We start from the raw sequence: 13308 nt of genomic DNA, 5'->3' as shown, positions 1-13308 counted from the left end.
AACGAATATGATGTCCGGACTCATATTGGCAGGCGGCCGGAATCGGGGGACGAACGGGGAGCATAAAGCGTTTTTGGTGCTGGATAATATGACCTTCGTAGAACGGCAAATTCGTGAGATGAAGAAGATTTGCAAGGAAATCATTATTGTGACGAATGATCCTATTCCGTTCCTGCGGAAGGTGGATCGCGGCGTTCGGATTATAACCGATTATTTCCCGGGTAAAGGACCGCTAAGCGGCATGCATGCCGGCTTAACCTTAGCGCAGCATCCGAATGTATGGGTCGTCGGCTGTGATATGCCTTATATTTCAGCAAAGGCTGCGGAGCTGCTTATTGAACGCAAGCAGGACGGCTTCGAGGCCGTCATCCCTTGGGTCAACCATAGCGCTTATCCGCTCCATGGAGTGTATGACCGCTCCTGTGCGGCTGCTATCGGGCAGCTGCTCGAGAAGGACGAGGTTGCCGTATCCGCTCTGCTGAAGCAGCTGTTCTGGTGCGAGCTGCAGCAGTCGGCTTTCGAGGAGAAGGGCATTGACACCCGTTTTGTAGCCGCGATCAAGACGACGGAGGAGTATGAGAAGCTCCTTGCGTGGCATGATTCGTTGAAAATGAACTATTTGTACGGAGGGTAGAAATCATAAAGCGGCTGTGAGAAAAATCATAGAGAGAACTACGTGAAAAAGATAACATAGATCTTGTAGAGAACATTATTCGGAGGTGTGTCCCAATGGTTATGAAGGAAGCGGACGTAAAAAGAGCAGCCACGGCAGCCGATGCTTGGCGGGGGTTTGCACCGGGAGCTTGGAAAAAACGTATTGATGTCAACCAGTTTATCGAGCGGAACCTAACTCCTTACGAGGGGGATGAAGCTTTCCTGGCCGGTCCGACAGAGGCGACGACCGCCTTGTGGCTTCAAATTCGGGAGCTGCTGAAGCAGGAGCGGGAGAAGGGCGGCGTGCTGGATATCGATGTAAACACGGTATCCACGATTACCTCGCACGGTCCCGGATATATCGATCAGTCGAAGGAAAGGATCGTAGGCCTGCAAACGGATGCGCCGCTGAAGCGTTCCGTTCAGCCCTTCGGGGGTATCCGCATGGCTGCGGATGCCTGTGAAGCGTACGGCTACAAGCTTCCGGACGAAATGGAGCGGCTCTTTACCGAAATCCGCAAGACGCATAACCAGGGCGTATTCGATGCCTATACGACAGAGATGCGAGCCGCGCGGAAAGCCGGGATCATCACAGGATTGCCTGACGCTTATGGGCGCGGACGTATTATCGGCGACTATCGCAGAGTGGCGCTGTATGGGGTGAACCGGCTGATCGCGGACAAGAAGCAGGATCTCCTCCAGCTGGAAGTGGATGCCATGACAGAGGAAGTGATCCGTGCCCGCGAGGAGCTGTCCGAGCAAATCCGAAGCCTGGAAGAGCTGAAGCGCATGGCGCTCTCCTATGGCTATGATATTTCCGTTCCGGCGACGAATGCGAAGGAAGCGGTGCAGTGGCTCTATTTCGCTTATCTCGCGGCGATTAAAGAACAGAACGGGGCAGCGATGAGCCTCGGGCGTGTATCCAGCTTCCTCGATATTTATATTGAACGCGATATGCAGGAGGGCACGCTCACGGAATTGGAAGCGCAGGAAATTATCGACCATTTCGTAATGAAGCTGCGGATCGTGAAATTCCTGCGGACGCCTGATTATAACGAACTATTCAGCGGAGACCCGACTTGGGTAACCGAAGCCGTAGGCGGCATGGGGCTGAACGGCAAGACGCGGGTTACACGCAACTCGTTCCGCTTCCTGCATACCTTGTATAACCTCGGCCCGGCTCCCGAGCCGAACCTGACCATCCTGTGGTCGACGTCGCTGCCGGAAAGCTTCAAGAAATATTGCGCGAAGGTATCCATTGAAACAAGCTCTATCCAGTATGAGAATGACGATATCATGCGCCCGCACTTTGGCGATGACTACGGCATCGCCTGCTGCGTATCCGCTATGCGAATCGGAAAGCAAATGCAGTTCTTCGGAGCTCGCGCGAACATGGCGAAGGCGCTGCTCTATGCCATTAACGGCGGTATAGACGAGAAGCTGGGCATTCAAGTTGGACCGACAGTTGCTCCTATCACCTCGGATATACTTGACTATGAGGAAGTGAAAGCCCGGTTCAATGTCATGCAGGATTGGCTGGCCCGACTCTACATGAACACGCTGAATGTGATTCACTATATGCATGACAAGTATTGCTACGAGCGTGTAGAGATGGCGCTGCACGACAGAGAGATTCTGCGCACGATGGCTTGCGGTATTGCCGGTTTATCCGTAGTGGCGGACAGCTTGAGCGCGATTAAATATGCGAAAGTGTGTCCGGTCCGCAATGAAAAGGGACTCGCCGTCGACTTCGAAATCGAAGGCGACTTCCCGCAATACGGTAACAATGACGAGCGAGTGGATAACCTCGCTATTGAGCTGGTGGAAGGCTTCATGAATAAGCTTCGCAAGCACAAGCCTTATCGAAATGCTCTGCCGACAATGTCCGTACTTACCATAACCTCGAACGTCGTTTACGGCAAAAAGACCGGCAGCACGCCGGACGGGCGTCAGGCGGGGGAACCGTTCGCGCCGGGAGCGAACCCTATGCATGGACGCGACCGGAAGGGGGCGCTAGCTTCACTGGCCTCCGTGGCGAAGCTGCCGTACGAGCACAGCTTAGACGGCATATCGAATACTTTCTCTATTGTGCCGAAGGCGCTCGGGAAGGAGCCGCAGGCGAGAATCAGCAATATGGTAGCACTGCTTGACGGCTATGCAGCTTCTAGCGGTCATCACTTAAACGTGAATGTGTTTGACCGGGAGCAGCTGCTGGATGCGATGGAGCATCCGGAGAACTATCCGCAGCTCACGATTCGGGTATCCGGCTATGCCGTCAACTTTATTAAGCTGACGCGCGAGCAGCAGCTCGACGTCATTAACCGCACGTTCCACGGCTCCATCTAAGAGGACATATTTACAGCAAGGGAAAGGGGCGTGGCCCTCATGAAAGGCCGAATTCATTCCATAGAAACCTTCGGGACGGTGGACGGACCGGGCATTCGCTTCGTTCTGTTCATGCAGGGCTGCGCACTGCAATGTCAGTTTTGCCATAACCCCGACACCTGGGATACCGGCGGCGGCCGCCAGGTGACGGTTGAGGAGGTCATCCGGGAGCTGGAGCCCTACCTCGAATATTACCGCCGATCCGGCGGAGGAATTACCGTAACGGGAGGAGAGCCGACGCTGCAAGCACCGTTCGTCACCCAGCTGTTCCGTGAATGTAAACGGCGCTTCGGGCTTCATACGACCCTGGATTCTTCCGGCTTCTGCGAAACGGATCATGTGGCCGAACTCATGGAGGTTACGGATCTGGTGCTGCTCGACCTGAAGCAGATGAACAACAAGAAGCACGAGGTGCTCACCAGTCAGCCGAACGACCGGATTCTGCGTTATGCCAAGTGGCTGTCCGACCACCGGAAGCCTATCATCATTCGTCATGTGCTCATTCCGGGAGTAACGGACAGCTACGAGGACTTGTCCGCCCTGGGGCGCTTCGTAGGCACCCTGAGCAATGTCCAAAAGGTAGAGCTGCTGCCGTATCATCGGATGGGAGTCTACAAATGGCAGCAGCTGAATAAAACGTATCCTCTCGAAGGCGTTCAAACGCCGAGCGAGCGCGAAGTGGAGCGTGCACGGGGAGTCATCGAATCGGGGATCGCGGCTTCCGCAGGGGAAACTACATCATCAGACCATGTGCGCGTTACCTGATTAAAGGAGCTGAGTATCGATGAACCGAGAGCAATTTCACCCAACGCATCTTACGTATGCCTTTGAACGTCTTCGGAATGAGCATATCTTCCTGTTTGATGCCATTCAGCAGCTTGAGACGGCAGCCAAGCGACTCGGGAAGCTGGAGAATGAAGAAGAGTACTTTGCCAAACTTGTCGTACTCAAGGAGCAGACGCTAAATTTAATGGCCGAGCTGGACGGACATTCCGTTTGGGAGGACAACGAGCTCTTTCCGCTGCTAACGGAATATTTTCAGCTGCCGAATCGGCCGGACACTTCCACCTCCTTGTGGATGCTCGAGCATGAGCACGAGCTGGCCAACACCTTCTTCCGATACTTCCTGGAGGAGGCGGATAAGTGCCTGGCAGGACGCAAGCGCCCCATGCTCCCGCGGCTTACGGATCACCTCATGCAGGCGTGCCGTCTCGTGAAGGAGCATCTGCTGACAGAAGAGGAGACCGTGCTTCCGCTCGAGGAAGAGCTTGTTGCCGGCACGGATGAGGAACTGGTGGTTTGAAGTGACAAGCAGAGCTTAAAGGAGATTCTTTCCTTTAGCTCTGTTTTTTTGTGCTGAACAAAACCGCCATTCAAGCTGCCCGCCAAGGTATCGGAACAGAAACCGAATAACATACAAAGCGGAGGGAAACCTTACACAAAGGAAAAACAAACACTTGAAGGCAGGCTAAGGGGGATGAGGGCAGCGTATGTATCGGCTGTTTACACATAACGACTTGGACGGAGTAGGCTGCGGCATCGTGGCCAAATATGCCTTCGGCGAGCAGGTGGAGGTACGCTACAATTCGGTCTCCGGCTTAGACTCCCAGGTCGAACGATATTTGGAGCAGGCGAAACGAAAGGGACGCAAGGGCGATTTCCTGCTGATTACGGACCTGTCGGTCGGCGAGAAAGTCGAGGGAGCCTTAAACGAGTTCGCCGATTCCGGCGGTAAGCTTCGCATGCTGGATCATCATAAATCGGCGCTTCATTTCAACCGTCATCGCTGGGCATCCGTCGTGGTGGAATACGAGGACGGAAGACTGGCCTGCGCCACGTCCCTTTTATACGAGTATTTGCAGCAAAACGGTTTGATCAAACCGTCCCCCGGCTTGGATGAATTTGTGGAGCTTGTCCGATTGTACGATACCTGGGAATGGGACAGGACGGGGAATACCAAGGCCAAAAGGCTGAACGACTTGTTTTTCATGATGTCTCTTGATGAGTTTGAAGAGACCATGGTTCAGCGGCTGCAAGGTAACAAAGACGCGTTCTCCTTCGATGAATTCGAGGTGAAAATCCTGGACATGGAGGAGGAGAGGATCGAGCGTTATGTTCGCCGCAAGAAGCGGGAGCTTGTGCAGGTGTTCATCGACGAGCAGTGTGTGGGCATCGTTCACGCGGAATCTTATCACTCGGAGCTGGGGAACGATCTCGGCAAGGACTACCCTCACCTGGACTATATCGCCATCATGAATATGGGCAGCAAAAAAGTCAGTCTCCGAACCGTACACGACGAGGTCGACGTATCGGAGATCGCCGGTCACTACGGGGGCGGAGGCCATGCCAAGGCGGCAGGCTGCCAGCTGACGGAAGAGGTGTACCGGAGGTACGTAGCGGAAGCGTTCGATACAGAGCCGCTAAGAGAGGATGCCTTCAAGAATCGGTTTAACGTGAAAGGCCATAACGGGGGCACGCTGTATGAGAATCGGAAGGAGGAGCTGTTCTTCTTATTTCCCTCCAAGAGCAGAGGAGGCAAGTGGCAGGTGGAGAAGGACGGAGAGGCGCTGGAAAGCAGCTTCGATTCGTTTCAAGAGGCGGAACGCTTCGTGAAGCGAAACCATGCCGCCTGGCTCGTAAGGGACGAAGCGTATGTTTGCTATTTGAAAGAAAAGGTCATCGAGAATAAATAAGCAGACATCAAGCCGGTACGGTATATAGGCAGCGTACCGGTTATTTGTTATTTTCGCGATTGCTGCTTCGCATTGCAAAGGTGCTTAAGTAGTCAATTTCATAATTTGGAAGCCCATGTGGAATAAGGTTTTTCGGCAAACAAAAAAGGTGTACCTCCCCACATTAAGTTTGACTAATTGTTTAAGCAGTGAACGGCTATTGAACGTGGCACTACACGAAGGCTCAAAAAACGGGCGTTTGTCGATCGCGAATTTTATATTAGTGTCTATATATAAGCTGAATCATTTGAACATGAACATCCGTTTGACCAAACAAGCCGCGTAACTTTTTTGAAAATGTACACCTCGAAATTGGTTACCTGAGGCATATAGATCGCGTTACAGGGCTTCTGGCGCTTATCACGGCCCTATAATGCTCCTTGTAGCGTTATGAAATCACCTTACTGTACCAAATATGTGTTCATCTGCCATTGTAAGATGAAAAAATCGCGTTACTGGGTGTCTGGCGCTTATCATGGCCCGATAATGCTCCTTGTAACGTTATGAAATCACCTTAATGTACCAAATATGTGTTGATCTGCCAATATAAGATGAAAAAATCGCGTTACAATGCGTCTGGTGCTTACCACGGCCCGGTAACGATCCTTAAAACGTTATGAAGGGACCTCTGTCAAGAAAGTAGACACTCCGTTGATTGGACGCTTAAGCAGCCTTCTTAAAACGCGCAGCAAACTTAACCGGCGATAAATATCCGATTGCACTGTGGATTCGCTTACGGTTGAAGAAGAATTCAATATATTGAAAAATGGCTTCGTAAGCCTGCTTCGTTTTAAACTTGGTGCTGAAATGACTCGATACAAGCGTTGTCATAGCAGTTCCCTTTTCGGCTCATGCTGGCTTTCATTGAGTAAGCCTTCAACTTCTTACGGTAAGTTTCCGATCGGGATTTGTGAGAATACGTATCTTTAAAATAAGAGCACAATGGCAAATTATCGACGCAAAAAAGTTGTATGTTCGATTGGTACAGCAGCTTGAAAAAAAGCAGCCCGGCTATCCAAGATAGTCCGGGCTGCAGGAACAAGTGCTATTGAAGCCAGCTGAATTCTTCCTTTTTCTTCTTGGTCGATTTCGCCTTCTTGACGATCTTCGGCAAATGCTTGAAGCTTCTCAGCATTTCCCCCCTGCAGAGAGGGCATTCCCGCGTAGGGGAAGCCAGCTCCTCTCGCACCCATGCCTTGCAATCCGGGTTCCTGCATTTGAGAATGGGCGTGGGGAACAGCTCCGGCTTGATTTCGTCTTGTTCCAAGGTCGAACACCTCCCGACCTTTAACCTTTCCCTACCGCTTCAAGTTCATACGCCTCCGGGGAATCGGCGGTCAGGAGGGTATACGTTTTCCGGGCGATCATCAGCTCCTCATTGGTCGGGATGACCATGACCTTGACACGGGAGCAATCCTCGGAGATGATGCGTTCTTCGGAGGAGCGGACCGCATTCAGCGCTTGATCGAGCTTCACACCCAGATAAGATAAGCGGGAGCAGACACGCTCGCGGATATAGGCGGCGTTCTCCCCTACGCCCCCTGTGAAAATCAGAACGTCCATGCCATCCATGGCCGCGGTATACGCACCGATATATTTGCGGATGCGGTACTCGTACATATCGAGCGCAAGCTGAGCGTTCCCATCCCCGTCCATAGCGGCGGTAAGCACCTCGCGTACATCCCCGCTGATTCCGGAGACGGCCAGCAGCCCGCTGTGTTTGTTCAGCATAGAGTTCACCTCATGCACGCTCAGCTCCTCCTTTACCATCAGGAAGGGGAGGATGGCCGGGTCCAGATCGCCCGAGCGCGTTCCCATCATTAATCCCTCAAGCGGGGTCATCCCCATGCTCGTATCCACCGAGCGGCCGCCGTCAATGGCGGTACAGCTGGCTCCATTGCCAATGTGGCAGCTGATCATCTTCAAGTCTTCGATAGGCAAGCCAAGCAGCTCCGCCGCCTTCCCGCTAACGTACTCATGGGAAGTGCCGTGGAAGCCGTAACGCCGAACCCCGTGCTTCCGGTAAAGCACTTTAGGAATAGGATACAGGTACGCGTGAGCAGGCATTGTCTGATGGAATGCGGTATCGAAGACCGCCGCCTGTGGTATTCCCTGGAGATGCTGCTCTACAGCAGTAATGCCTACCATGTGTGCCGGATTATGAAGCGGAGCGAGATCATAGAGCTTTCGGATTTGCCGCTTAACCTCTTCGTCAATGAGCGCCTCCGCCGTAAAGGCCTCTCCGCCGTGCACGACCCGGTGCCCTACCCCATGAATGTCGCGAATACTCTTGATCACGCCCAGGATCGGGTCGACCAATAACCGAATCATTTGCTCGATGGCTGCGGAGTGGTTCAGCACCTCCCGGACCTCGTTCCATTCTTCCCGTCCCGGTGCCTGCTGCACCAGCTGGGCGGACTCCGATCCGATCCGCTCGATCCGGCCCTTGACCTTCAATGTTTCCGTGCTCATATCATAGAGCTGGTATTTTACGGAAGAGCTCCCCGAATTGATCACCAGAATGTTCATAAGCGTTCTCCTCTCTCGTTATAGCGGAAGAAGCCTTCCCCTGTTTTCGTTCCCAGATGTCCGGCGCGGACCATCTTCTTCAACATGCTGCTGGGACGGTACTTGAGGTCCCCGTATTCGCGGAATAGCGACTCCATAGAAGCCAGAACACTGTCCAGTCCGAAGCGGTCGGCCATTTCCAAGGGGCCGTAATGAAAGTCATAGCCCATCCGCATCGCCGTATCGATGTCTTCCGCGGTAGCGACACCCTCGGACAGCGTATGAAGGGCCTCATTAATGAACACACAGATGAGCCGTGTTGTTACATAGCCGGGGGACTCATAGACCTGCACGCTGGTTTTGTCCAGCGTTTCCTGAACGAAACGGCGGACCCTGACGAAAGCATCATCCGATGTGCGCAGGCCGCGTACGATTTCGACCAGATTGATTTTACCCGCCGGATATAGAAAATGAAGCCCGATCGTTCGTTCCGGATGACGCAAGCCGTTTCCCAGCTCCGTTAAGCTGAGTGATGCCGTATTGCTTGCGATTATGGCATCCGGACGAAGAATCGTATCCAGCTGCCGGAATACCTCCCGTTTCGCCTCCAATTGTTCGATCACGCATTCGATCACCAGATCGCAATCGGCTAAGGACGTATAATCGAGAGTTTTATGAAGCTTGGATAAAATTAATTTTTTTTCCTGCACCGTCAGCGCCCAGCGGGATAGCTGATGATCCAAATTTTGCTCGATGGAGGCAAAGGACTCGTTCAGCTTTTCTTCCGAAAGATCGGCTACAAAGACATCCAATCCTTTGGAGGCCAGCATTTCGGCAATCCCTTGACCCATCGTGCCTGCACCGATGACAGCTATATTTTTTATCGCCATATCTATCCACTCCTTCTTTCTCTATTAAAAACGGATGGAGTCCTGCCAAGCTGTGACCGATATCACGATCCGACAACAATGGGCGGCATCTGTGAACAATTGTTGAAGCGCCGGCAAGCCGTGATTTATGTCACACCGCTACAGTTGCGGAAAAGGCTATACTTGCTTTATCGAAAAGGAATTGAGGAGGCGGTTAATGATGCAAAGCAAGCAGCGTTTAGTACTGATCGGCAACGGGATGGCTGGGATGAGCGTAGTCGAGCAAATCGTCCAGCTGAATCCGAACTTATATGAAATAACAGTGATCGGCGAGGAGCCGTATCCGAACTATAATCGAATTCAATTGTCCTATGTACTGGAAGGCAGCAAAACCATAGATGATATTATCCTGAACGACAAGGCTTGGTATCAGGAGCATAACATTACCTTGCTTACCGGCACTGCCGTGGAGCGGATAGATACGGATCGTAAGGAACTTCATACCGATGCGGGGCAGCGGATTCCTTATGATCAAGCGATCGTGGCAACTGGCTCCAAGCCCATTCGGCTGCCGATTCCGGGTGCCGATAAGCAAGGCGTCATGGGCTTTCGCGATATTCGCGATTGCGAGACGATGCTGGAGGCAGCTAAGACGTACCGCAGCGCAGTTGTCATCGGAGGCGGGCTGCTGGGTCTGGAGGCGGCCAGCGGCTTGAAGAAGCTAGGCATGGACGTTACGGTCGTGCATTTGGCCGACTGGCTGATGGAACGGCAGCTCGACGGCCCTGCAGCCGCGATGCTGAAGGCAGAGCTGGAGAAGCAAGGGCTTCGCTTCCTCTTGTCCACGAAGACGGCCGAAATCCTCGGCGCCGAACGTGTAACCGGCCTTCGCTTCGCGGACGGCACCGAGCTTGAAGCCGATCTGGTGATCATGGCTGCCGGGATTGCGCCGAATACAAGCGTCGCCAAGAGCAGCGGACTTGAGGTTCGCCGCGGCATCGTGGTGAACGATTATATGCAAACATCGGCGCCCGATGTGTACGCAGTAGGCGAGTGCAATGAGCATAACGGCGTGTGTTATGGCCTGGTTGCACCGCTGTATGAGCAGGGAGCCGTGTTGGCTAAGAGGCTTTGCGGACAGCCGGTAGAGCCTTATCAAGGTTCAGATGTATATACCAAGCTGAAAATATCCGGTGTCGATGTGTTTTCCGCCGGAGAGCATATGGAGCAGCAGGGGGACGAAGTGATCCGCGTCCAAGACCATTGGAAGAACAAATACAAAAAGCTGATTCTTCGTGACCGGAAGGTCGTCGGCTCGGTTCTGTTCGGGGACGTTCAGGAATCGTCGCGTGTCACCAAGTGGGTCAAGGCGAAGGAAACGATGACCGAGTCGCTTTACGATGCTTTCGTAGGGCATGCGGACCCTGTCACAAATGATCCGCTGGCGTTCGCCGCGGCACTGCCGGACGATGAAATCGTCTGCGGCTGTAACGGGGTGACGAAGCACATGATCATGCAGGCCGTTACCGAGAAAGGCCTCACAACGGTTGACGAAGTGAAGGCCTGCACGGGAGCCACACGCTCCTGCGGCGGCTGCAAGCCGATGGTGGAGAATATTTTGAAGCTTACACTGGGAGAGAAGTTCCAGGCCTCCGCCAAAACGCAGGAAGCTATCTGCGGCTGTACGGATAAGACGCGGGACGAAGTCGTTGCTGCGATTCGCAGCCTGAGGCTGATGCACGTGAAGGAGGTTATGAACGTGCTGGGCTGGACGCAGCCGGAGGGCTGCACCAAGTGCCGCCCTGCGCTCAATTATTACATTGGGATGGTTTGGCCGGACCAGCACGAGGATGAAAAGGCGTCGCGTTTCGTCAATGAGCGCCTGCACGCCAACATTCAGAAGGACGGCACCTTCTCCGTCATCCCAAGGATGTACGGAGGGGTCACGACACCGGAGCAATTAAGGAAAATCGCCGATGTGGCGGACAAATATCAAGTTAAGCTGGTGAAGGTAACAGGCGGTCAGCGTCTCGATCTGGTCGGCGTTCGCAAGGAGGATCTGCCAAGCGTATGGGAGGAGCTCGGCATGCCTTCGGGCTATGGTTATGCCAAGGCGCTTCGTACGGTAAAAACGTGTGTCGGCTCCACCTACTGCCGCTTCGGAACGCAGGACTCACTCGGAATGGGGGTTTACCTGGAGAAGAAGCTCGAGCGGCTATGGATGCCGGCCAAGTTCAAAATGGCGGTCAACGGCTGCCCGCGCAACTGTGCCGAGGCGGATGTGAAAGACCTTGGCATCATCGGCAACGACGGTGGATGGGAAATCCACGTTGGCGGCAACGGCGGTATTAAGCTGAGAGGAGCCGATCTCCTCTGCAAGGTGAAAACCGACGAGGAGCTGGAAGAGATAACATGTGCCTTCATACAGTATTACCGTGAGAACGGCAAGTACGGCGAACGAACCTCGGATTGGATCGAGCGCATCGGCATTCAACAAGCGATTCAGGCGGTTGTGGAGGATCAGCAGAATCGGCAAGCGCTCAAGGAGCGACTCGAGCAGGCTTTGGCCGGCTTGCAAGACCCATGGCAGGAGGCCGCCCAGTCGGAGCAGCTGCGTCACGATTTATATGAAGAAGTTCAAGTGAAATAGAAGGAGGATGGTATCTATGCAAGTGCCAATGCAAGTGAAGATGGTCGCTCAAACCTGCTACTACGACGTGGGTCCGCTGGAGGATTTTCCGGTACAGCTCGGCAAAACCGTTCATCTCCCCGGTAGGGACATTGCGGTATTCCGGATGACGGATGGTACCGTGCATGCTTTGGAAAATCGGACGGCCCATATCAAGGGAGGTCCTTTGGCCGAAGGGATGGTCAGCGGGGAGTTCGTGTACTGTCCCCTCCGCGATCTGAAGATCAGCTTGCTTACCGGAGAAGTTCAAGCACCTGATACCGGTACAATAGCCATATTTCCCATCATTCTGGAGCAGGGTCGCGTATGGGTAGGGCTCCCGTCCGTTGGATAAAAAAGAAGGCAACGACGGAAGTCGTTGCCCGGGAACAGCTATTTGGATTTCGGGATCGTAATAGAAACCTTGGTGCCTTGTCCGGGCTCGGATTGTACGGTGAAGCTTCCGCCGACACTCCGGGCCCTTTCTTCCATACTGAAGAGACCGACGCCCTGGGCTGAGGTGTCGCGAACGAAGCCTTTGCCCTTGTCTTCGATATAAGCTTCTACGTAATCCTCGTGTTCCAGAAGCACTACCTTGGCTTCCGACACATCAGCGTACTTCGCTATGTTCGTCAATGCTTCCTGAACGACACGATAAATCGTCGTTTCCCGGTTCGCGTCCATTCGTTTGCGCACGTTGGTTTCGAATTCCACCTGAATGCCGTAATGCTCTGAATAGTTCTCCATATACGTCCGCAGTGCCGGAACGACACCTAGATCATCCAACACGGAGGGCCGAAGCTCCCAGGCCAACACACGAACGTCCTGCATAATACCCGCAACGCCCTCCCGGAGCTTCTCCAGCTCAGGGAGCTTGCTATCTCCAATTAAGCGGTCCATCTGGATCAGAAGCGAGAACAAGCTTTGTCCGATCCCGTCGTGCAGCTCACGAGAGAATCTGCGCCGCTCCTCCTCCTGCACATTCATAACATGCGTCATCATATGCTGGAGCTCTTCTTCAACCCGTTTCAGCTGAGTGATTTCACTGCGGATGGCCAAGTATTGGAAAGGACGTCCCGACTCATTAACGAACGGAACGATGGTCGTGTGGACCCAGTAGTAGGAGCCATCCTTCGCCCGGTTCTTGATCTCTCCGCGCCATACTTGGCCGGAAGAAATCGTTTTCCACAGCTGGTTCATGAAAGCTTTGTCATGATAACCCGAATTAATGATTCGATGGTCTTGGCCGAGCAGCTCGTCCTTGCCGTATTGAGAGATTTCGCAAAATTTATCGTTCACATATTGAATGACTCCGCGGTGATCGGTAATTGCTACGATGGAGGATTCGTCCAGCGCAAACTTTACGTCGAGCAGCTGCTTCAAGGAATGCTTGAGCGAATCGCGGTACGACGGATCTACGATATGCTCATCCAAATCGCGCAGCAGCCGGTCTACGTTCTGTCCTATGGCCTTCATCTCTAATTGGTACCTC

At 53.4% G+C, this 13308-nt stretch carries 11 protein-coding genes and 1 pseudogene; 7 read left to right on the top strand and 5 right to left on the bottom strand.

Annotated features, from left to right (window positions below; genetic code table 11):
• Nucleotides 1-7 precede the first annotated feature (7 nt).
• From mobA to RAC89_RS05310, 5 genes are all read left to right on the top strand, one after another.
• Nucleotides 8-634, top strand: a complete 627-nt coding sequence (mobA, locus tag RAC89_RS05330) for a molybdenum cofactor guanylyltransferase (RefSeq protein ID WP_306612241.1) — start codon at nucleotides 8-10, stop codon at nucleotides 632-634.
• A 95-nt stretch (nucleotides 635-729) separates the two neighbouring features.
• Nucleotides 730-3000, top strand: coding sequence for a formate C-acetyltransferase (gene pflB, locus RAC89_RS05325; protein ID WP_306612240.1), 2271 nt, complete (start codon nucleotides 730-732; stop codon nucleotides 2998-3000).
• A gap of 39 nt (nucleotides 3001-3039) precedes the next feature.
• Nucleotides 3040-3804, top strand: a complete 765-nt coding sequence (gene pflA / locus RAC89_RS05320) for a pyruvate formate-lyase-activating protein (RefSeq protein WP_306612238.1) — start codon at nucleotides 3040-3042, stop codon at nucleotides 3802-3804.
• A 19-nt stretch (nucleotides 3805-3823) separates the two neighbouring features.
• Nucleotides 3824-4342 carry a hemerythrin domain-containing protein gene (locus RAC89_RS05315; protein WP_306612236.1) on the top strand — a complete coding sequence of 173 codons (519 nt, stop codon included), beginning with the start codon at nucleotides 3824-3826 and terminating at the stop codon, nucleotides 4340-4342.
• 187 nt (nucleotides 4343-4529) lie between these two features.
• Entirely contained in the window at nucleotides 4530-5732 is a 1203-nt protein-coding gene (locus RAC89_RS05310) for a DHH family phosphoesterase (RefSeq protein WP_306612234.1), read from the top strand.
• Nucleotides 5733-6434: 702 nt separating this feature from the next.
• Here the strand turns inward: RAC89_RS05310 and RAC89_RS05305 are convergent.
• The 4 genes and pseudogenes from RAC89_RS05305 to RAC89_RS05290 form a co-directional block, all read right to left on the bottom strand.
• Nucleotides 6435-6672, bottom strand: a pseudogene (locus RAC89_RS05305) (IS3 family transposase); the annotation flags it as partial.
• A 144-nt stretch (nucleotides 6673-6816) separates the two neighbouring features.
• Nucleotides 6817-7038, bottom strand: a complete 222-nt coding sequence (locus RAC89_RS05300) for a cold-inducible protein YdjO-related protein (RefSeq protein ID WP_284641040.1) — start codon at nucleotides 7036-7038, stop codon at nucleotides 6817-6819.
• A gap of 20 nt (nucleotides 7039-7058) precedes the next feature.
• Nucleotides 7059-8300: an acetate/propionate family kinase gene (locus RAC89_RS05295; protein WP_306612232.1), complete on the bottom strand. Its 1242-nt coding sequence runs from the start codon at nucleotides 8298-8300 to the stop codon at nucleotides 7059-7061.
• Entirely contained in the window at nucleotides 8297-9169 is an 873-nt protein-coding gene (locus tag RAC89_RS05290; RefSeq protein ID WP_306612230.1) for a 3-hydroxyacyl-CoA dehydrogenase family protein, read from the bottom strand. The genes RAC89_RS05295 and RAC89_RS05290 overlap by 4 nt, the downstream gene beginning before the upstream one ends.
• 196 nt (nucleotides 9170-9365) lie before the next feature.
• On the opposite strand from RAC89_RS05290, the gene nirB reads away from it, so the two are divergent.
• Both nirB and RAC89_RS05280 read left to right on the top strand, forming a co-directional pair.
• A complete protein-coding gene (nirB, locus tag RAC89_RS05285) occupies nucleotides 9366-11798 on the top strand; it encodes a nitrite reductase large subunit NirB (RefSeq protein WP_306612229.1) in 2433 nt (810 codons plus the stop codon).
• 40 nt (nucleotides 11799-11838) lie between these two features.
• Nucleotides 11839-12171, top strand: a complete 333-nt coding sequence (locus RAC89_RS05280; RefSeq protein ID WP_306616049.1) for a nitrite reductase (NAD(P)H) small subunit — start codon at nucleotides 11839-11841, stop codon at nucleotides 12169-12171.
• 38 nt (nucleotides 12172-12209) lie between these two features.
• Here the strand turns inward: RAC89_RS05280 and RAC89_RS05275 are convergent, their stop codons facing one another.
• Nucleotides 12210-13292, bottom strand: coding sequence for a PAS domain-containing sensor histidine kinase (locus RAC89_RS05275; RefSeq protein WP_306612227.1), 1083 nt, complete (start codon nucleotides 13290-13292; stop codon nucleotides 12210-12212).
• Nucleotides 13293-13308: the final 16 nt, after the last annotated feature.

Source organism: Paenibacillus sp. GD4, from assembly GCF_030846225.1.
GTDB lineage: Bacteria > Bacillota > Bacilli > Paenibacillales > NBRC-103111 > Paenibacillus_G > Paenibacillus_G silviterrae.
This window is presented reverse-complemented; position numbering and strand designations above follow the sequence as displayed.

Coding starts and splice junctions, on each gene's coding strand:
- mobA (WP_306612241.1), top strand. CDS start 8: ATGATGTCCGGACTCATATTGGCAGGCGGCCGGAATCGGGGGACGAAC.
- pflB (WP_306612240.1), top strand. CDS start 730: ATGGTTATGAAGGAAGCGGACGTAAAAAGAGCAGCCACGGCAGCCGAT.
- pflA (WP_306612238.1), top strand. CDS start 3,040: ATGAAAGGCCGAATTCATTCCATAGAAACCTTCGGGACGGTGGACGGA.
- RAC89_RS05315 (WP_306612236.1), top strand. CDS start 3,824: ATGAACCGAGAGCAATTTCACCCAACGCATCTTACGTATGCCTTTGAA.
- RAC89_RS05310 (WP_306612234.1), top strand. CDS start 4,530: ATGTATCGGCTGTTTACACATAACGACTTGGACGGAGTAGGCTGCGGC.
- RAC89_RS05295 (WP_306612232.1), bottom strand. CDS start 8,300: ATGAACATTCTGGTGATCAATTCGGGGAGCTCTTCCGTAAAATACCAG.
- RAC89_RS05290 (WP_306612230.1), bottom strand. CDS start 9,169: ATGGCGATAAAAAATATAGCTGTCATCGGTGCAGGCACGATGGGTCAA.
- nirB (WP_306612229.1), top strand. CDS start 9,366: ATGATGCAAAGCAAGCAGCGTTTAGTACTGATCGGCAACGGGATGGCT.
- RAC89_RS05280 (WP_306616049.1), top strand. CDS start 11,839: ATGGTCGCTCAAACCTGCTACTACGACGTGGGTCCGCTGGAGGATTTT.
- RAC89_RS05275 (WP_306612227.1), bottom strand. CDS start 13,292: ATGAAGGCCATAGGACAGAACGTAGACCGGCTGCTGCGCGATTTGGAT.